Here is an 18,337-nt window from a genome sequence, read left to right as displayed (position 1 = left end):
GGGGGGCCCTCCGCCCCCCGCGCGCCGGGCGGCGGCGGCGCGCCCCCCCGCCCCCGGCGCCCCCGCCGGGCCGGGGCGGCCGCCCCCGCCCCCCCCCCCCCCACGACCGGAGGGGTCCGGCATCCGCCGCCCCGACGGTGCGGGCGATGGAGATCGGCCAGCACGTCATCGCCACAGGGCTCGCCGCGATCGGCGTGATCCGCGCCGTCGCCGCGGGCACGCCGATCGCCGCGGCGATCATCGCCGGCGTCGCGATCCTCGCCTGGCACACCGCCGGCGCGCTGCTGCCGCCGCGGTCACGGGCGCTCAGCGCCGCGGCCTGGTGGCTCGTGGGCTTCGCCGTGGTGTGGATCGCCGCGGTCGCCGTGTCGTCCGAGTTCGTCTGGGTGGCCTTCCTGCTCTGGCTGCTCGCCGGCCACCTGCTGCCGCTGCGGTGGGGCCTCGTCTTCTCGGGCGTGGTGTTCACCGTCGTCGTCGTCGGGCCGATAGTGCACCACGGCGTCACCAGCTACGCCAACATCTTCGGACCGCTCATCGGCGGGATCTTCGCCTTCGGCATCTCGCGCGGATACGTGCAGCTGCTGCGCGATGCCGCCGAGCGAGAGCGACTGCTCGACTCGCTGACCCGCGCGCAGCACGAGATGGCAGGCCTGCAGGACGAGCTCGCCCTCGCCCAGCGCGAGGCCGGTGCGGTCGCCGAGCGCACCCGCATCTCGCGCGACATCCACGACACCGTCGCGCAGGGGCTCTCATCGATCCGGCTGCTCGCGCACGCCGGCGCAGCGCGCAGCACCGATGCAGAGGCCGCGCGCACACTCACGCAGCTGGAGGGCCTCGCGGGCGACAGCCTGGCCGACGTGCGGCGCATCGTCGCCGCTCTCGCGCCCGCCGAGCTCGATCAGAGCGGGCTCGCCGACGCGCTGGAGCGGATGCTGGAGCGCACCCAGAAGGAGGCGGGGGTGCGCTGCGAGCTGCACGTCGACGAGTCGCTGCCGACGCTGCCGACGCCCGTCGAGGTCGCGCTGCTGCGCACCGCGCAGTCGGCGCTGGCCAACGTGCGGCTGCACGCACAGGCATCCCGGGTCGTGGTCAGCCTGATCGACGACGACGGATCGGTGCGACTCGACATCATCGATGACGGCGTCGGATTCGATCTCCCCCGCTGGGAGCGCGACGTCGAGTCGGGCTCGTCGAGCTACGGGCTGCGCTTCATCCGCGCGCGGCTGCGCGAGCTCGGCGGCGTCCTCGACCTCGAGAGCGCACCCGGCGAGGGCACCGCCATCTCGGTGTCCGTGCCGACCCATCCCGAGCAGGTGCTGCCGGCATCCGCCCGACCGGCGCCCGCGCAGACCACGCCGACGGCATCCGCTCAGCCCACGACGAAGGAGACTCCGTGACCACCACCGTCCTGCTCGTCGACGACCACCCGGTCGTCCGCACCGGTCTGCGCAGCGTGCTCGACACCGACACCGTCCGCGTGATCGGCGAGGCGGCGACCGGCGAGGAGGCCATCGCGCTGGCCGGCCATCTGCGCCCCGACGTGGTGCTGTGCGATCTGCGCCTCGGAGCCGGCATCGACGGCATCCGCACCACGGCCGCGCTGCGCGCGCTCGATCCGGCCCCTGCGGTGCTGATCCTCACGACCTTCGACCGTGACGCCGAGATCCTCGGCGCGATCGAGGCGGGAGCCGCCGGCTACCTGCTCAAGGATGTCGCTCCCGAGGTGATCATCGACGGCATCCACCGTGCGCACGCGGGCGAGACCATCCTCTCCCCCGAACTCGCCGCGCGGGTGCTGAAGGGCATGCGCAACCCGCTGCCCAAGCTCACCGACCGTGAGGTCGAGGTGCTGCGCCTGCTGGCCACCGGAGCCGCGAACCGCGAGATCGCCAAGGCGCTCTTCGTGACCGAGGCGACCGTGAAGAGCCACATCGCCCACATCTTCACCAAACTCGACGTCGACAGCCGCTCCCGCGCGATCCACGTCGCCCAGCAGGTGGGTCTGCTCTGACCCGCCCACCCCTTCGAAAGGACCGATCATGACGAAACTGTTCTACGCCGCCTTCGCCTACATGTTCGCGGGCGTGGCCTCCGGCCTGTTCTACCGCGAGTTCACGAAGGCGAACGACTTCGCCGAAGGCGCGTTCACGCAGCTCGGACTCGTGCACACCCACCTGCTCACGCTCGGGTTCATCGTGCTGCTGATCGTGCTCGTGCTCGAGAAGGTGTTCGTGCTCTCGCGCAGCCCGAAGCTGTTCACCTGGTTCTTCTGGCTGTACAACGCCGGCGTGATCCTCACCTCGGCGATGATGGTCTGGCACGGCTCGCTGACGGTGCTCGGCGAGCCCTCGACGAGCATGATCGCCGGCATCGCCGGTCTCGGGCACATCCTGCTCTCGGCGGCGCTGATCGTCTTCTTCGTGCTGCTGCGCAAGGCTGTCGTCGTCGCACGCGCAGCAGGCGTACAGTCGCCGGTGACCGTGCAGGGCTGAGAGAGGCGCAGGCTCGTGAGTGACGAGAAGATCGAGAAGGCGGGTCGCGAGGGCGACCTCGGAGGCGGCGTGCCCGAGGCGGCGGCGCCCACCCGACGCGAGTGGATCGCGCTGGCGGTGCTCTCGATCGGGCTCGGTCTGATCGTCCTCGACGGCACGATCGTCGGCGTCGCGCTGCCTGCCATCATCAGCGATCTCGGTCTCAACCTCACCGACGCGCAGTGGGTCAACAGCCTCTACGCGGTGGTGCTCGCGGCGCTGCTGCTCTCGACGGGCAGCCTGGCCGACCGCTGGGGGCGCAAGCGGCTGTTCCTGGCGGGGCTCGTCGTCTTCATGGGCGGCAGTCTGCTCGCCGCCGTCTCCGCCGACGCGGGCGCCCTCATCGGCGCCCGCGCCGTGCAGGCCGTCGGCGCGGCGCTGATCATGCCCTCCACGCTGTCGACGGTGAACGCCGTGTTCCGCGGCCGCTATCGCGCGGCCGCCTTCGGCGTGTGGGGTGCGGTCATCTCGGGTGCGGCCGCGGTGGGGCCGCTCGCGGGTGGCGCTCTGACGCAGTGGGCCTCGTGGCACTGGATCTTCCTGGTGAACCTGCCCGTCGGCCTGCTGCTCCTCTTCGCCGCGGCGATCGTCGTGCCCGAGACGCGCGGCCGCAAGACCAAGCCCGGTGTCGACGTCGACGGCGCGCTGCTCAGTGCGATCGGCTTCGGCGCGCTGGTCTTCGCCGTCGTCGAAGGCCCCGACCTCGGGTGGTGGAAGCCGAAGAGCGACCTCACCCTGTTCGGCTGGACGTGGTCGGAGGATGCTCCGATCTCGGCCGTCCCCGTGGCACTGGCGATCGCGATCGTCGCCCTCGTGCTGTTCGTCGTGTGGGAGCGGCACCGCGAGAAGGTGCAGCGCGAGGCGCTGCTGGATCTCGGGCTGTTCACGTTCTCGACGTTCTCGTGGGGCAATCTCACCGCCGCGATGGTCGCCATCGGCGAGTTCGCGATCATCTTCGTCCTGCCCCTGTTCCTCATCAACGCGCTCGGCCTCGACGTGATGGGAGCCGGCCTCGTGCTCGCGGCCATGGCGGTGGGCGCATTCGTCTCCGGCGCCGCAGCCCGCCACCTCGCCGCGCGTCTCGGCGCACCCGGCACCGTGCTGCTCGGCCTCGGCCTCGAGATCGCCGGGACGCTGGTTCTCGCACTGCTGCTGCACGCCGACAGCGCCGGCTGGGTCGTCGCCCTGCCCCTGGTCGTGTACGGGCTCGGCTTGGGACTCGCCTCGGCGCAGCTGACCGGCACCGTTCTGCAGGACATCCCGGTGGCCGTCTCGGGCCAGGGCTCGGCGACCCAGAGCACGGTTCGCCAGGTGGGCTCCGCCCTCGGAACGGCAGTTGCGGGCACCGTGCTGTCGGTGTGGCTCGCCGTCTCGCTGCCCGCCGCGCTGGACGGGGCGGGGATCACCGGAGCCGCGGGCGATCAGCTGGCCGAATCCACGCGGCTGTCGGCGGGGACGACGATCGCCCAGCTGCGTGCGCAGGGCGCCGGTTCGGCGTACGGCGAGCAGACGCCCACGGTGATCCACGCCCTGGCCGGCGGGTTCGCCGACGCCACCCGCGGCGCCCTGCTCGTGGCGGTGGTGTTCCTCGTGCTCGGGTTCGTGGGAGCACTGCGCCTGAAGCGCGCGGCCGAGCGCGCGTAGCCCGCGGCCGCGCGCTCTCGGCTCGCGCCCCGTTCCCGCCCGCTGGTCCCGAATGGTCCCCTCCCCGCATCCGAGGCGACCATCTGGGCCCACTCGGCGGGAGGGATGCCGATCAGGAGGCAGCACGCACCCCCGTTCCCCGCCCGGTGGGCCCGAACGGCGGCATCCCGGCATCCGAGGCGACCATATGGGACCAGTCAGCGGGAGGATGCCGAGCAGGAGGGCGCGCGAGCAGCCGAGCCCCACGCCGGTGGGCCCGAATGGCTGCATCCCCGCATCCGAGGCGACCATACGGGAACAGTCGGCGGGAGGGATGCCGAGCGAAGGGCGCGCGCACACCCGCTCCCCGCCCGGTGGGCCCGAACGGCGGCATCCCCGCATCCGAAGCGACCATACGGGACCAGTCGGCGGGAGGGATGCCGAGCAGGAAGCCGCACGCACTGCCGAGCCGCACGCCAGTGGGCCCGAATGGCTGCATCCCCGCATCCGAAGCGACCATACGGGACCAGTCGGCGGGAGGGATGCCGAGCAGGATGCCCGAGCCTGCGGCAGAGCGCACGTAGTCTCGGCGCGCGCCGAGCCCGCGCGCCGGTGGGCCCGAATGGCCGCCTCCCGGGATTCGAGGCGACCATACGGGACCAGTCGGCGGGAGGGATGCCGAGCAGGAAGCCGCACGCACTGCCAAGCCGCACGCCGGTGGGCCCGAACGGCGGCATCCCCGCATCCGAAGCGACCATACGGGACCAGTCGGCGGGATGGATGCGGATCAGGAGGAGGCAGCGCACCCGCCGACCCGCACGCCGGTGGGCCCGAAGGGCGGCATCCCCGCATCCGAAGCGACCAAATGGGCCCAGTCAGCAACAGGGGACGACCCCACCCCCACCCGGTCCGCGGCTAACGGGACGGGCCGGTCTGCCGACAGTCCCCAGGGACGGACCAGGATGGGCCGTCGTCGCACCGGCTTCGCGCCGGGGCCGATCTTCCAGGATGGAGCTCATGATCGTCGTCACGCGTCTGAACCGCAGCAGGTTCGCGGTCAACCCCGACCTGATCGAAAGGGTGCAGGAATCCCCTGACACCACGATCGTCATGGTCGACGGCGCGCGTTTCGTCGTCCGCGAGACCATGGAAGAGCTCATCGGGCAGATCACCGCGTTCCGCGCGGGTGTTCTGGCGCAGGCATCCCGGCTCTCCGCCGCCGCTCGGACCGAGGGTCTCTGATGGATATCGGACTCATCCTCGGGCTCGTCCTCGCGTTCGGCTCGCTGCTCGCCATGATCAGCATGGAGGGCGCGTCGGTCTCGGCCCTGCTGCTGCCCGCACCGATGATGCTCGTCTTCGGCGGCACCATCGCCGTCGGCATCGCGAGCGGCACGCTGCGCGACTTCCTGCATGCGGTGAAGGCGCTTCCGCGGGCGTTCCGCGGCGAGCGGCGCACCGCGCAGAGCATGATCAGCACGGTCGTCGGTCACGCCGAGAAGGCACGCACCGAAGGGCTCCTGTCGCTCGAGCACGGCGTCGCCGACGAGAAGGATCCGTTCCTGCGGCAGGCGCTGCAGAGCATCGCCGACGGCATCGACGCCGAGGACCTGCGCATCCTGCTCGAAGACGAGATCGCCTCCGCTGCCGCCCGCAACCGCACCGCCTCGCGGTTCTTCATGACCCTCGGCGGCTTCGCCCCGACCGTCGGCATCATCGGCACGGTCGTCTCGCTCACCCACACTCTCGAGAAGCTCGACCAGCCCGAGACGCTCGGCCCGATGATCGCCGCCGCGTTCGTCGCCACGCTGTGGGGCCTGCTCTCGGCGAACTTCATCTGGCTCCCGATCGGCGGCCGCCTGCAGCGGCTCGGCGAGCTGGAGCTGGAGCGCATGACCGTGCTCATGGAGGGGATGCTGGCCGTGCAGGCCGGCGCCGCGCCGGCGCACGTCGAAGAGCGCCTCGGCGCGCTCGTGTCGGACGCGAAGCCCGGCAGAGACGGCAAGAGCAAGGACAAGGCCGAGAAGAAGGGCCGAGAAGGAAGCGACGTCACGTCACCGCTCTCCGAGGTCGGACTGTGAGCGTCCGGCGCCGCCGGCGCATCGAGCCCGAGGCCCACTCCGGCCCCGACGAGCGATGGATGGCGTCGTACCTCGACATGATCACCGTGCTGATGTGCATGTTCATCGTGCTCTTCGCCATGTCGACCGTCGATCAGGAGAAGTTCGAAGCGCTGAGCGCATCGCTGGCGACCGGATTCGGGCACGAGAAGACCGACGAGGTCGACGTGTCGGAGGGCGTGGTCGTGCCGGCGAATCTGCTCGACGAGAAGGGCGAGGGTTTCGCCGACGTCGAGCTGTCGACCGCGCAGAAGGAGTTCGACGACCTCTCAGCGCTGCGCGAGCGGATCCGCGACGCCCTCGCCCAGCAGGGGCTGGCCGACGCCGCCACCTTCACGATCGACGCCCGCGGCCTGACGATCAGCCTGGTCAGCGCCGAGACCTTCTTCGCCACGAACAGCACCGAGCTCACCCCCGTCGCCGTCGACATCCTGAATGCGCTCGGCTCGGTGCTGGTCAGCATCCCGAACCAGATCTCGGTCGAGGGCCACGCCGACAGCCGGCAGTCGGTCGCCCCGTTCGAGACCAACTGGGAGCTGTCGTCGGGCCGATCGACCCAGGTGCTGCGCCACCTCGTCGAGGGCGCCGGAATCAACCCCGCGATCATCCAGTCGGTCGGCTTCGGCGACGCGCGACCGCTCGTGCCGGGTGCCGAGCCGGAGGCTCTGGCACAGAACAGACGGGTCGACGTCGTCGTCCTCTCGGATGCCGAAGAGGGGGTGCGACAGCTGCTTCCGAGCCTGCAGGCGAAGGCGCCCTCCCGCTGATCGATCGTCCTGCTTACGCGCGCCGATCACCGCCCGATAGTCGGGGTCGTGGTGATCGAGGACAGCGCGCGTTCAGCCGTGCGTGCAGAGAGCAGCGTCGAGCTGTACGACTTCGGTCGTTCGACGACCCTCTCTCGCGAGCACGCCCGCATCCTCGAGATGTCGTTCGAGACGTTCGCCCGGCAGTGGGGCTCGCAGCTGTCCGCGCGCACCCACGGGCGCTCGCATGTGGCCGTCGAGGCGGTCTCGATGCAGACCTACGACGAGTACGGCGGTTCGCTGCCACCCGCGACGACACTCGTCGTCTGCGCGCTGCCCGGCACCGACGCCCGCGCCGTCATCCAGTTCCCCGCGTCGCTCGCGACAGCCTGGGTGGTGCAGATGGTGGGCGGCCGTCCGGTCGACACCGCTGAGGCGCGTCCCCTCACCCACATCGAGCAGGCTCTGGTCGGTGCGGTGATGAAGGATGCCATCGAGCACCTCACGCGCTCGCTCGACGGGCTGCTGCCCGACGGCATCACGATCGCGGGCATCCAGCACAGCTCGCAGTTCACCCAGGTCGCCGCGGCCAACGAACCGGTGATCGTCGCCCAGCTCTCGATCCGCTCCGGCGGCCGGGCACTCGGGGCGAGCGTCATGCTTCCGGCATCCGTGATCCTGCGGGCGCTGTCGGCGGCTGCCACGGGGGCGCCCGAGACGGCCTCCCCCGGCGCCATCGACCGGCAGGTCGAGCAGACGCCGGTCGAGATCGCGCTGCGGCTCACCCCCCGCAGAGTGCGCCCGCACGAGGTACTCGATCTCGCCGTCGGCGATCTGCTCACCCTTCCGCACGCCGCCGACCGTCCCCTCGACCTCATGGTCGGAGACCAGTCGGTCGCCACCGCCGCCGTGGGTGCCAGCGGCGCCCGTCTCGCCTGCGTCGTCACCGCGACGACGTCCGTCACCGCTCAGGAGCCTTCGTGACCAGCAGCATCGCCTACGAATCCGCCATCGCCGCCGCCCTCGCCGCGCGTCTGCCCACCGCGGCGCCGGCGACGGCCGTCGCGTCGCAGGCGTCGGGCGACACCGGCGACGCGGTGATCGTCGGGTACGTCGGCGAGGCCAGCGCGCAGCTCGCGGTGCAGATCTTCGAACCGGATGCCCTGATCGACGGCCTCGCAGACGCACCGCTGACCGAACGCCTGCAGGGCCCCCTCGAGCTCGCGGTCGGCGCGCTCGGCGCGGGCCGGCTCGACGTGGCCACCCTTGGCGACGCGTCTGCCGTGTTCGCGCACCCGGCGGCTCAGGTATTCGACCTGCAGGACGACGCGGGCCGCGTGCTCGGCCGCCTCGCCGTGCGCATCACCCACGCCCCGCAGGCGGCACCGGCGGCATCCCGCCGTCTGCAGCGCATCGCGGGTGTCGAGATGGATCTCACCGTCGAGGTGGGACGCACCCGGATGGCCGTGCGCGACGTGCTCGATCTCGAGCCGGGGCGCATCGTCGAGCTCGACCGCTCGGCCGGCGCTCCCGCCGACGTGCTGCTCAACGGGCGCGTGATCGCGCACGGCGAGATCGTCGTCGTCGACCAGGACTATGCGGTGCGGATCACCCGCATCCTCGAGAACGCCGAGGCCTGATCTGGACGAGCTGCTCCTGCTGCTGCGCGTCGCCCTCTCGCTGGCGGCGGTGCTCGGGCTGCTCTGGTACGTGCAGCGCCGGGTCGGCAAGCGGGTGCAGCAGCGACGCGACGGCGCCGAGATCACCGTGGTCGCGCGTCGCGCGCTCGGCTCGAAGGCGCAGCTCGTGGTGGTCGAGACCGACGACGCGCGGTACATGCTCGCGGTCACCGAGCACGGCGTGAATCTCATCGAGCGGACGGCGGCCGAGCACATCACCCGCCCCGTCGTGCACCGGGTGGCCGGCGAGCCGGTCGCGGGCGAGACGTCCGGCGGCACGTTCGATGCGCTGCTGGCCGAAGAACGCGCGGCCGAGCAGCCGCCGCTGCGTCGCCACCGCCGCCCCAGCCCGTCCGACCCGCTGGGCGGATCGATCCTCTCCCCGCAGACCTGGCGGCAGACCGCAGAGTTCCTGCGTCGCGCGCGATGAGCGCCGCCCTGACGATCGCGCGGCGTGCCACCGTGCTCGCGCTGATCGGCGCCGCGCTGGTCGTCGCATCCGTGCTGGGCACCGGCGCCGCCGCGCACGCCGGTATCGGGCATCCGGCATCCGTCACCGCGGCCGGGTCGGCGGCCGTCTCGGCATCCCTCGCCTCCCCGGCATCCGCACCCACCGCATCCGGATCCGTCTCGGTCCCGACCACCGTCGACCAGCCCGACGATCCGGAGGCGCCCACCCCTCCCACCGCACCGGGCTCGGATCAGCAGGGCATCACGATCGACATCAACGGCGTCGACGGGTCGCCGTCGTCGTCGATCCTCACGCTGCTGGGCATCACCCTGCTGTCGATCGCGCCCGCGCTGCTGCTGATGATGTCGTCGTTCACGAAGATCTTCGTCGTGCTCGCGATGACCCGCAACGCGCTGTCGCTGCCGACGATCCCGCCCAACCAGGTGCTCGCCGGGCTCGCGCTGTTCCTGTCGATGTTCATCATGTGGCCGGTGCTGGCCGACATCAACACCGTCGCCGTGCAGCCGTACATCGACGGCTCCGTCACCTTCACCCAGGCGGTCGACCTCGGCCAGCCGCCGCTGCGTGACTGGATGCTGCGCTACACCCGCGAAGAGGATCTCGCGCTGCTCACCCGGATCGCCTCGCTGCCGAACCCGGAGGATCCGCAGAGCGTGCCGCTGTACACGCTGATCCCCGCGTTCATGATCTCGGAGCTGCGTGCCGCATTCATCATCGGGTTCGTCATCTTCGTGCCGTTCCTCGTGATCGACCTCGTCGTCGCCGCGGCGCTGATGTCGATGGGCATGATGATGCTGCCGCCGGTGATGATCTCGCTGCCGTTCAAGATCCTGCTGTTCATCCTCGTCGACGGGTGGGGACTCATCATCCGCACGCTGATCGAGAGCTACGGGGGTGTGGGATGAGTCCCGAGGCCGTCCTCGACATCGGCACGCAGGGTCTGCTGGTCGCCGCGAAGCTCGCCGCTCCCCTGCTGATCACCGCGCTCGTCGTGGGCTTCGCCATCTCGCTGCTGCAGTCGATCACCCAGGTGCAGGAGGTGACGCTGTCGTTCGTGCCGAAGATCGTCGCGGTCGGCATCGCGCTGCTCATCGCCGGCAACTGGATGATCTCCGAGATCGTGCAGTTCACCGAGATGATGTTCGACCGCATCCCGCAGCTGCTGAGCGGCGGCTGACGTGCACATCCCGATCGACTTCGCCTGGCTCGAGGCGACGATGCTCGCCGGCGTGCGCATCACGGCGTTCGTCATGATCGCCCCACCCTTCTCGTACGGCGGGTTCCCGGTGCGCATCAAGGCGATGCTGGCCATGGCCCTGGCCCTGGCCGTGTCGGGCGTGGTCGCACCCGGGTACGAGACCCTCGACACCGCGGCGTTCCTCGGTGCTCTTGTCGTGCAGGTGCTCACCGGCGCCGTGCTCGGCTTCCTCGTCTTCCTGTGCTTCTCGGCCGTGCAGGCCGCGGGCGGACTGATCGACATCTTCGGCGGCTTCCAGCTCGCGCAGGCGTTCGACCCGCAGTCGCTGGTCAACGGCGCGCAGTTCACCCGCCTGCTGCACATGACCGCCTTCGCGCTGCTGTTCGCCTCGGGCGGGTATCAGATCGTGCTCGGCGGCCTCGCCCGCAGCTTCGCCGCGGTGCCCGTCGACGGTCTGCTCGATCTCGCCTCGCCCGCCGAGATGCTCGTCGACGGGGTGGTGCAGATGTTCCTCGGCGCGGTGCAGATCGCGGGCCCCCTGCTGCTCGTGCTCTTCCTCGCGGATGCCGGTCTGGGCCTCATCACCCGCGTCGCACCCGCCCTGAACGCGTTCGCGATGGGCTTCCCGATCAAGATCCTGCTCACCCTCGTGCTCGCCGGGTTCACCTTCATCGCGCTGCCCGGGATCGTCGACGCCCTCGCCACTCAGGCGCTGCGCATGATGCAGGGGGTGGGGCGATGAGCGACAGCGGCGAGCGCAGTGAGAAGGCGACCGACAAGCACCTGCGCGAGGCCCGGCAGAAGGGCAAGCTCTCACGCAGCCAGGACCTCACCGCCTGGCTGGGCATCGCCGCCGCCGGCATCGCGATGCCCGCGGCGATGGCGGCCGGCGCCGCCGCCGGCACCGAGCAGCTCATCACGCTGCCGTCGATCATGCGCGACCCGTCGCCGCAGGCGGCGCTGAGCGTGCTCGGGCTCGGCCTCGGGTCGGTGCTGCCCACCCTCGGCACGCTGCTCGTCAGCGTCGCGGTGGTCACCCTGATCGGCGCAGTCGTGCAGGGCGGGGTGCGGATGCGCAAGCTGTCGGGCCGCTACGAGCAGTTCAACCTCGTCTCGGGCGTGAAGCGCCTGTTCGGCATGCAGGCGCTGTGGGAGGGCGCGAAGGCGCTGCTGAAGACCGCGGCGATCGCCGTCGCACTGTGGGCCGTGATCGCGTCGCTGGTGCCCGTGCTCTCGGTCAGCGGCGCGCACTCGATCACCCGCCTGCTCAGCACCGCGGCGGGCGGAACCGCGACGCTGCTGCAGGTTGCCGTCGCGGTCGGCCTGGGGCTCGCTGCCCTCGACGTGTTCGTGGTGATGCGCCGCAACATGAAGCACACCCGCATGACCAAGCGGGAGGTGCGCGACGAGCACAAGAACTCCGAGGGCGACCCGCTGATCCGGCAGCAGCGCCGCTCGCGTCAGCTGGCCATGAGCCGCAACCGCATGATCGCCGCCGTCAGCGGGTCGGACGTGGTGCTGGTCAACCCCACGCACGTCGCCGTTGCGCTGCGCTACGAAGTCGGCCGATCCGCCCCGAAGGTCGTCGCGAAGGGCAAGGGCGTCGTCGCCGAGCGCATCCGCGAGCGCGCGATCGAGGCCGGCGTGCCGATGGTGCGCGATGTCACGCTCACCCGCGCGCTGCACGCGGCGTGCGATCTGGGGCAGGAGATCCCCGCAGAGCTGTATACGGCGGTCGCCCGGGTGCTCGTGTTCGTCGACATGCTGCGCAAGCGGGGGTCGGCGCGCGGCGTGCACGCGATCCCGGAGAGGACCGCCTGATGAGTTCGACGAGGTCGATGAGTTCGATGTGGAGGAGAAGCGCATGCGCGGAATGCTGAACCGGATCGCGGTGCCCATCGCCGTGGTGGGGATCATCATGCTGCTGGTCGTGCCGGTGCCGCCGGTGCTGCTCGACCTGCTGATCATCCTGAACATCCTGTTCGCCCTGGTGATCCTGCTGACGACCATGTTCATTCGGCGACCGCTCGACTTCTCGGTGTTCCCGTCGCTGCTGCTCGTGGCGACGCTGTTCCGGCTCGGCCTGAACGTGGCATCCACCCGTCTCGTGCTCGGCGAGGCGTACGCCGGGCAGGTGATCGAGGCGTTCGGCGCCATCGCCGTGGGCGGGTCGCTGATCATCGGTGCGGTCGTCTTCCTCATCCTCGTCGTGATCCAGTTCGTCGTGGTCACCAAGGGCGCCGAGCGCGTGGCCGAGGTGGGCGCGCGCTTCACCCTCGACGCGATGCCGGGCAAGCAGATGGCCATCGACGCCGACCTCAACGCCGGACTCATCACCGACGCGCAGGCGCGCGAGCGCCGTGCCGAGGTGGCCGCCGAGGCCGACTTCTACGGCGCGATGGACGGAGCCTCGAAGTTCGTCAAGGGCGACGCGATCGCGGGTCTCGTGATCATCATCATCAACCTGGTCGGCGGCATCGCGATCGGCATGGTCTCGCACGGCATGGCGATCGAGGAGTCGGTCAGCACCTACAGCCTGCTGACGATCGGCGACGGCCTGGTCACGCAGATCCCCGCCCTGCTGATGGCCGTGTCGACGGGCATGATCGTGACCCGTTCGAACGCCGAGACCGAGATGGGCAGCGAGGCGTTCGCGCAGCTCGGGCAGTCGGTGAACGCGCTGAACATCGCCGGCTGCGCCGCGATCGTGATGGCGTTCATCCCCGGGATGCCGATGCTGCCGTTCATGGTGGTCGGAGCGCTGCTGATCCTCGCTGCGCAGCGCATCAGGGCGACGCAGGCGGATGCCGCGGCGGCGGACGCCGCCGAGCAGGCGGAGCAGCCGACGGCATCCGACAGCTCCGAGGAGCTGATGGAGCGGATGCGGGTGCACGCCCTCGAGATCCAGCTCGCCTCCGATGTCGTCGACCTCGTCACCGGCGGGCCGGACGACCTGCTCGCGCGGGTGAAGGCGCTGCGCCGGCGCATCGCGCTCGACCTCGGGCTCGTCGTGCCGCCGGTGCGCACGCGCGACAGCATCGACCTCGCCCCGTCGACCTACGTGATCCGCATCGCCGGCGTCGAGGCCGGACGCGGCATCGTGCCGCCCGGGCGGCTGCTCGCCCTCGGCGCGGGCCTCGACACCTTGCCCGGCACCGCGGTGCACGACCCGGTCTTCGGGCTGGAGGGCAAGTGGATCCCGGTCGAGATGCGGCACAGCGCCGAGTTCGCCGGCGCCACCGTCGTCGACCGGGCGAGCGTGGTCATCACGCACCTGTCGAGCGTGATCCACGCCGGTGCGGCGAGGCTGCTCAGCCGAGAGGACGTCCGGCAGCTCACCGACGCTCTCAAGCAGGTCTCGCCCGCCGCGGTCGAAGAGCTCACCCCCGCGCTGCTGTCACTCGCCGAGGTGCAGCGCGTGCTGCAGGGTCTTCTGGCCGAGCGCGTGCCGATCAACGACCTCAGCCGCATCTACGAGGCGCTCGCGCTGCGCGCGAAGACGTCGACCGAGCCGGAGGGCCTGATCGAGGCCGCCCGGGCCGCGCTCGGCCCCGCGATCGCCGCGCGGTTCGCCGAAGACGGGGTGCTGCGCGTGATCATGATCACCCCGCTGCTCGAGCAGGCGATGCTCGAGAGCCTGCGCATGGGCGACGACGGTCCGCAGATCGTGTTCGACCCGCAGCGCATGGAGGCCGTGATCGACTCGGTGCGAGCCGCGGTCACCGCCGCCGCAGCCGGAGACGGCGGCGAGCCCGTGCTCGTCTGCGCGCCGTCGCTGCGCTCGGCGGTGCGGCGCCTCGTGTCGGCGCAGACCGACGGACTGCCGGTGCTGTCGTACACCGAGGCGAGCGGCTCGTTCACGATCGAGACGGTCGGAGTGGTGCGCGATGCGGCCCAGCCCGCCGTCAGCGGCTCGGTGCCGCCTGCGCCGGTAGGCTGATCGGATGCTGGTGTTGACGAGGCGTATCGGCGAGAGCGTGCTGATCGGCGACGAGATCGAGGTGACCGTCCTCGACGTCAAGGGCGACAGCGTGCGCGTCGGCATCAACGCGCCGCGCACGACCCGCATCCAGCGTTCCGAGATCGTGCAGGCCGTAGAGGCCGAGAACGTCTCGGCAGCGGCATCCGGAGCGAACGCGGCCGACGACATCCTCGCCGCGCTCACCCGCCGGCGCGACCCCGAGTCCTGACCCCGGGCGGGTCGCTCTGAGGGTCTGCACCACTCGCCCGCCGTCGCGCCGCTGTCGCCCCCCGCCCCCGCGCCCGCTGGGCCCGAATGGCTGCCTCATCCGCCAGTATGCGACCATATGGGCCCACTCGACAGCATCGGCCCCCAGCCCGCCCGCCCTTCGCGCCCCTCGCCCGCGCCCGCCCGCTGGGCCCGAATGGTCGCCTCACCCCTCGCGACGCGACCACATCGGCCCACTCGACAACGTCGGCCCTCAGCCCGACCCTCGCATCTCTCGCCCGCGCCCGCCCGCTGGGCCCGAATGGGCGCCTCAGCCCCCAGGACGCGACCATATGGGCCCACTCGACAGCTTCGGCCCTCAGCCCGCCCGTCGCGCCTCTCGCCCGCGCCCGCCCGCTGGGCCCGAATGGTCGCCTCAGCCCCCAGGACGCGACCATATGGGCCCACTCGACAGAATCGCCCCCAGCCCGACCCTCGCATCCCTCGCCCGCTGGGCCCGAATGGCGGCCTCCACGCCCACGACGCGACCATATGGGCCCACTCGACGGGCCGAATGCCAGGCCAGCCCCGCGTCAGGCCTCGACGCGCGTGACCGTCACGAACCGCGGGGCGTCGGCGTCGAGGTCCTCGTCGGCCAGCTCGTCGTCGCCCCCGACGGGTCGTTCGATCTCGATGTCCCACCACGCGTCGGCCACGGCGGATGCCATCGGCCGACCCCACTCGATCACGACGACCGACCGTGCGAAGTCGATGTCGAGGTCGTCGAGCTCGGCGGCCGAGCCGAGCCGGTAGGCGTCGACGTGCACGAGCGGCGCTCCTCCGACCAGCGACGGGTGGGTGCGCGCGATCACGAACGTGGGGCTCTGCACCGGTCCGCGCACGCCCAGCCCCTCAGCGAGCCCGCGCGTGAACGTCGTCTTGCCGGCGCCGAGCGGACCGGTGAGGATCAGCAGATCGCCCGGTCGCAGCTGCTCGCCGATGCGCAGACCGAGAGTCTCCATGGCATCCGACGTGCGGATCTCGTGTCGACCGAGGAAGGCCGGGTCCACCGTCATGAGTGCGACCTCCGCGGCACCCGGTCGCCGATGCGCGTGACGATCTCGTAGTTGATCGTGCCCGCGGCATCCGCCCACTCGGTCGCGCTCGGCAGCCCCGCCGCCGGGTCGCCGAACAGCACCACCTCGTCGCCGGGGCGCACCTCGTCGTCGCCGACGTCGACGACGAACTGGTCCATCGCGACGCGTCCCGAGACGGTGTACCGGCGGCCGTTGATCATCACCGGACCGGCCCCGGATGCCTGCCGCGGAACCCCGTCGGCGTACCCGAGCGGCACGAGCGCGAGCGTCGTCTCGTTCTCGCACCGGTAGGCGTAGTCGTACGAGACGCCGGTGCCGGCGGGCACACGGCGGACGGCCGCGACACCCGCGCGCAGCGTCATCGCCGGGCGCAGGCCGAGGTCGGCCGAGGTGCGGTCGGCGAAGGGCGAGAGTCCGTACATCCCGATCCCGATGCGCACCGCGTCGAGCCGCGCCTCGGGGATGTCGATCGCGCCGGCGGTCGCGGCGAGGTGACGGACCTCGGGGCGCACGCCGTGACTCTCGGCCTGCGCGACGATCTGCTCGTACCGGGCCAGCTGCGCGCGGTCGTCGTCGCCGCTCGCGCCGGAGAGGTGGCTGAAGATGCTGAGCACGCGGACGCGCCCGAGGCGCTCGAGGCGGGCGGCCTCGGCGAAGACGCGATCGAACTCGGCGGGTGCGAGGCCGTTGCGGGACAGGCCGGTGTCGACCTTGAGATGGATGGATGCCGGTGGCCGCGCCGCTTCGGATGCCGCGAGCAGCTGCTGATACGACGAGACGCCGATCTCGATGCCGGCCTCGACGGCGTCGTCGAAGCGACGGTCGGGGGCGTGCAGCCACGCCATCAACGGTGCGGTGATGCCGGCACGGCGCAGGGCGAGCGACTCCTCGAGGGTGGCCGTGCCGAGCCGGGCCGCCCCGCCGGCGAGCGCCGCCGTGGCGACCTCGACAGCGCCGTGCCCGTACCCGTTCGCCTTGACCACGCCGATCACATCGACCCCGGTGAGCGAGCGCAGGCGCCCGACGTTGTGCGCGATCGCGCCCAGGTCGATGGATGCCTCACGGAACGGAGTGCCCGGTGTCATGCTGTCTCCTCCTCACATCGCCCCCGCGTTCGCCCGCGCCCGGTGGGTCGAGACCCCCACTTCGCTCCGACACCCCCAGGTAGAGACGCCCGCACGTGGGGGTGTCGGCAGGAAGTGGGGGTGTCGGCGGAGAAGGGAGCGGCGGTCATGCGGCATCCGTCCCCTCGGCGATCACGTACGCGATGGCCAGGCCCGCGTCGTGCGTCATGCTCAGGTGCAGGGTGGTGATGCCGCGCTCGGCGACGACCGCCGCGGTCGAGCCGCTGAGCACGAAGAGCGGCTTGCCCGAGGGCTCGGCGCCGATCTCGATCTCGGTCCAGTGCACCCCGTCGCTGCCGCCGAGCGCCTTGATGAGCGCCTCCTTCGCGGCGAACCTCGCGGCGAGGGAATGCAGCTTGAGCTGCTGCTCGGCCTCGGTGAACAGGCGCTGCAGCAGCCGGGGCGTGCGGGCGACCGAACGCTCGAACCGTGCGATGTCGACGAGGTCGATGCCGGTGCCCATGATCACCCGTTCAGCCTACTCGGCGGCATCCGGCGAGCTGGGGCTGTCACTCCGCCCGCCCCGGAAACGCCCCGCCAGCACACATGTCGGCTCAGACCACGGATGCAGGCCGGAAACTCCGGTCTGCGTCGACATCCGTCCATCCCGCCGACATCTGTGCGGCCGGTGCGCCGTGCACTCTTCCTCCACAGAACGCGATTCGTCCCGTTCGTCCACAATCTGCCTGAATCCAGTGCGCGTGTCCCCCGCGCCCGGCGATGCTCGAGTGATGCTGGCGCCCGCAGACCTGCTCTCCCGCTTCGACGGCATCGCTCGTGGCACGCTGCTGCAGCAGTACGGATGCAGTCGGCGCGTCCTCGCCGACGCGGTGAATGCGGGCAGCATCCGCCGCATCCGCCCCGGCGTCTTCGCGCTGCCCACGGTCGACCTGAAGATCGCCAGCGCGGCGGCACACGGGGGCGAGCTGACGTGCGCGGATGCCCTGCGCGCACGGCGAGTGTGGGTGCTCTCCGACCCCGACGAGGGGGTGCACGTCTGGCTGGGACGCGCCGGCCGGCGGCATCCGCATCCGGGTTGCGCGTGCGTCGCGCACCGTTCGCCGGGTACGTCCCGCGTGGGGTACGCGTCGGTCGCGACGGCGCTGATCCACGCCTATCGGTGCATGCCCGCCGAGGAGTTCTTCGCGGCCTACGAGTCCGCGTGGAACCGCCGACTCATCTCGGCATCCGACCGCCGGCGCATCGCCGAGGAGCTGCCTCAGGCGGCGCAGTGGATGCTGCAGTTCGCCCGATCCGACGCCCAGAGCGGGTTGGAGTCGCTGCTGCGATTCCGACTGCACCTGCTCGGCATCCGGCTGGAGTGTCAGGTGCAGATCGGGCAGGTCGGACGGGTGGACTTCGTCGTGGGCGGCCGACTCATTCTCGAGGTGGATGGTCGCGAGAACCACCAGAGCGCGGAGCGGCGCCACATCGATCTTGCGCGTGACGCGGCGACATCCGCCCTGGGGTACGAGACGCTGCGCTTCGACTACGCGCTCGTGGTGCACCACTGGGACGAGGTCGTATCGGCGATCATCGCGGCGCTCGGTCGAATCGGCGGCTGAAGCCCTCACCCCGC

General features: G+C 71.3%; 20 protein-coding genes. 17 read left to right on the top strand and 3 right to left on the bottom strand.

Annotation, left to right across the window (positions count from 1 at the left end):
- Positions 1-146: 146 nt before the first annotated feature.
- The 16 genes from ACWIDW_RS10115 (at position 147) to csrA (ending at position 14,559) form a co-directional block, all read left to right on the top strand.
- Positions 147-1,397 (top strand): sensor histidine kinase, encoded by a 1,251-nt coding sequence (locus ACWIDW_RS10115; RefSeq protein WP_454124974.1) that lies wholly within the window; start codon positions 147-149, stop codon positions 1,395-1,397.
- Complete coding sequence (locus ACWIDW_RS10110) at positions 1,394-2,011, top strand: response regulator transcription factor (protein WP_313358033.1); 618 nt, start codon at positions 1,394-1,396, stop codon at positions 2,009-2,011. Before ACWIDW_RS10115 ends, ACWIDW_RS10110 begins: the two co-directional genes overlap by 4 nt.
- Before the next feature lie 28 nt (positions 2,012-2,039).
- Positions 2,040-2,492, top strand: a complete 453-nt coding sequence (locus tag ACWIDW_RS10105) for a DUF2871 domain-containing protein (protein WP_454124972.1) — start codon at positions 2,040-2,042, stop codon at positions 2,490-2,492.
- 105 nt (positions 2,493-2,597) lie between these two features.
- A complete protein-coding gene (locus ACWIDW_RS10100; protein WP_454125311.1) occupies positions 2,598-4,175 on the top strand; it encodes an MFS transporter in 1,578 nt (525 codons plus the stop codon).
- Between the two features lie 996 nt (positions 4,176-5,171).
- Entirely contained in the window at positions 5,172-5,396 is a 225-nt protein-coding gene (locus ACWIDW_RS10095; RefSeq protein ID WP_313356737.1) for a flagellar FlbD family protein, read from the top strand.
- The gene (locus tag ACWIDW_RS10090) at positions 5,396-6,235 is read left to right on the top strand and encodes a motility protein A (protein ID WP_454124970.1); all 840 of its coding nucleotides are present in this window, start codon (positions 5,396-5,398) and stop codon (positions 6,233-6,235) included. The genes ACWIDW_RS10095 and ACWIDW_RS10090 overlap by 1 nt, the downstream gene beginning before the upstream one ends.
- The gene (locus tag ACWIDW_RS10085; protein ID WP_454124968.1) at positions 6,232-7,041 is read left to right on the top strand and encodes an OmpA/MotB family protein; all 810 of its coding nucleotides are present in this window, start codon (positions 6,232-6,234) and stop codon (positions 7,039-7,041) included. Before ACWIDW_RS10090 ends, ACWIDW_RS10085 begins: the two co-directional genes overlap by 4 nt.
- 48 nt (positions 7,042-7,089) lie before the next feature.
- The gene (locus ACWIDW_RS10080; protein WP_454124967.1) at positions 7,090-8,004 is read left to right on the top strand and encodes a flagellar motor switch protein FliM; all 915 of its coding nucleotides are present in this window, start codon (positions 7,090-7,092) and stop codon (positions 8,002-8,004) included.
- Complete coding sequence (fliN, locus tag ACWIDW_RS10075; RefSeq protein ID WP_454124965.1) at positions 8,001-8,660, top strand: flagellar motor switch protein FliN; 660 nt, start codon at positions 8,001-8,003, stop codon at positions 8,658-8,660. Before ACWIDW_RS10080 ends, fliN begins: the two co-directional genes overlap by 4 nt.
- A complete protein-coding gene (locus ACWIDW_RS10070; RefSeq protein ID WP_454124963.1) occupies positions 8,617-9,129 on the top strand; it encodes a flagellar biosynthetic protein FliO in 513 nt (170 codons plus the stop codon). The genes fliN and ACWIDW_RS10070 overlap by 44 nt, the downstream gene beginning before the upstream one ends.
- Entirely contained in the window at positions 9,126-10,076 is a 951-nt protein-coding gene (gene fliP, locus ACWIDW_RS10065) for a flagellar type III secretion system pore protein FliP (protein WP_454124961.1), read from the top strand. Before ACWIDW_RS10070 ends, fliP begins: the two co-directional genes overlap by 4 nt.
- Positions 10,073-10,348: a flagellar biosynthesis protein FliQ gene (gene fliQ / locus ACWIDW_RS10060; protein WP_313356730.1), complete on the top strand. Its 276-nt coding sequence runs from the start codon at positions 10,073-10,075 to the stop codon at positions 10,346-10,348. The genes fliP and fliQ overlap by 4 nt, the downstream gene beginning before the upstream one ends.
- A 1-nt stretch (position 10,349) precedes the next feature.
- A complete protein-coding gene (locus tag ACWIDW_RS10055) occupies positions 10,350-11,111 on the top strand; it encodes a flagellar biosynthetic protein FliR (RefSeq protein ID WP_454124959.1) in 762 nt (253 codons plus the stop codon).
- A complete protein-coding gene (locus ACWIDW_RS10050) occupies positions 11,108-12,190 on the top strand; it encodes an EscU/YscU/HrcU family type III secretion system export apparatus switch protein (protein ID WP_454124958.1) in 1,083 nt (360 codons plus the stop codon). The genes ACWIDW_RS10055 and ACWIDW_RS10050 overlap by 4 nt, the downstream gene beginning before the upstream one ends.
- 43 nt (positions 12,191-12,233) lie before the next feature.
- A complete protein-coding gene (locus tag ACWIDW_RS10045; RefSeq protein WP_454124956.1) occupies positions 12,234-14,309 on the top strand; it encodes a flagellar biosynthesis protein FlhA in 2,076 nt (691 codons plus the stop codon).
- 4 nt (positions 14,310-14,313) lie between these two features.
- Complete coding sequence (csrA, locus tag ACWIDW_RS10040; protein WP_454124955.1) at positions 14,314-14,559, top strand: carbon storage regulator CsrA; 246 nt, start codon at positions 14,314-14,316, stop codon at positions 14,557-14,559.
- 571 nt (positions 14,560-15,130) lie between these two features.
- Here csrA and tsaE read toward each other — a convergent pair.
- The 3 genes from tsaE to ACWIDW_RS10025 all read right to left on the bottom strand — a co-directional run bounded on the left by tsaE (position 15,131) and on the right by ACWIDW_RS10025 (position 17,227).
- Positions 15,131-15,613 (bottom strand): tRNA (adenosine(37)-N6)-threonylcarbamoyltransferase complex ATPase subunit type 1 TsaE, encoded by a 483-nt coding sequence (tsaE, locus tag ACWIDW_RS10035; RefSeq protein WP_454124954.1) that lies wholly within the window; start codon positions 15,611-15,613, stop codon positions 15,131-15,133.
- Entirely contained in the window at positions 15,610-16,719 is a 1,110-nt protein-coding gene (gene alr, locus ACWIDW_RS10030) for an alanine racemase (protein ID WP_454124953.1), read from the bottom strand. The genes tsaE and alr overlap by 4 nt, the downstream gene beginning before the upstream one ends.
- Before the next feature lie 145 nt (positions 16,720-16,864).
- Positions 16,865-17,227 carry a holo-ACP synthase gene (locus ACWIDW_RS10025; RefSeq protein ID WP_454124951.1) on the bottom strand — a complete coding sequence of 121 codons (363 nt, stop codon included), beginning with the start codon at positions 17,225-17,227 and terminating at the stop codon, positions 16,865-16,867.
- 262 nt (positions 17,228-17,489) lie between these two features.
- On the opposite strand from ACWIDW_RS10025, the gene ACWIDW_RS10020 reads away from it, so the two are divergent.
- Entirely contained in the window at positions 17,490-18,323 is an 834-nt protein-coding gene (locus tag ACWIDW_RS10020; protein WP_454124949.1) for an endonuclease domain-containing protein, read from the top strand.
- The last annotated feature ends 14 nt before the right edge of the window (positions 18,324-18,337 follow it).

The sequence above is a fragment of the Microbacterium sp. NPDC055312 genome (assembly GCF_053645675.1).
This window is presented reverse-complemented; position numbering and strand designations above follow the sequence as displayed.

Coding starts and splice junctions, on each gene's coding strand:
- ACWIDW_RS10115 (WP_454124974.1), top strand. CDS start 147: ATGGAGATCGGCCAGCACGTCATCGCCACAGGGCTCGCCGCGATCGGC.
- ACWIDW_RS10105 (WP_454124972.1), top strand. CDS start 2,040: ATGACGAAACTGTTCTACGCCGCCTTCGCCTACATGTTCGCGGGCGTG.
- ACWIDW_RS10095 (WP_313356737.1), top strand. CDS start 5,172: ATGATCGTCGTCACGCGTCTGAACCGCAGCAGGTTCGCGGTCAACCCC.
- ACWIDW_RS10090 (WP_454124970.1), top strand. CDS start 5,396: ATGGATATCGGACTCATCCTCGGGCTCGTCCTCGCGTTCGGCTCGCTG.
- ACWIDW_RS10070 (WP_454124963.1), top strand. CDS start 8,617: ATGCGGTGCGGATCACCCGCATCCTCGAGAACGCCGAGGCCTGATCTG.
- fliP (WP_454124961.1), top strand. CDS start 9,126: ATGAGCGCCGCCCTGACGATCGCGCGGCGTGCCACCGTGCTCGCGCTG.
- fliQ (WP_313356730.1), top strand. CDS start 10,073: ATGAGTCCCGAGGCCGTCCTCGACATCGGCACGCAGGGTCTGCTGGTC.
- ACWIDW_RS10050 (WP_454124958.1), top strand. CDS start 11,108: ATGAGCGACAGCGGCGAGCGCAGTGAGAAGGCGACCGACAAGCACCTG.
- ACWIDW_RS10045 (WP_454124956.1), top strand. CDS start 12,234: ATGCGCGGAATGCTGAACCGGATCGCGGTGCCCATCGCCGTGGTGGGG.
- csrA (WP_454124955.1), top strand. CDS start 14,314: ATGCTGGTGTTGACGAGGCGTATCGGCGAGAGCGTGCTGATCGGCGAC.
- tsaE (WP_454124954.1), bottom strand. CDS start 15,613: ATGACGGTGGACCCGGCCTTCCTCGGTCGACACGAGATCCGCACGTCG.
- alr (WP_454124953.1), bottom strand. CDS start 16,719: ATGACACCGGGCACTCCGTTCCGTGAGGCATCCATCGACCTGGGCGCG.
- ACWIDW_RS10020 (WP_454124949.1), top strand. CDS start 17,490: ATGCTGGCGCCCGCAGACCTGCTCTCCCGCTTCGACGGCATCGCTCGT.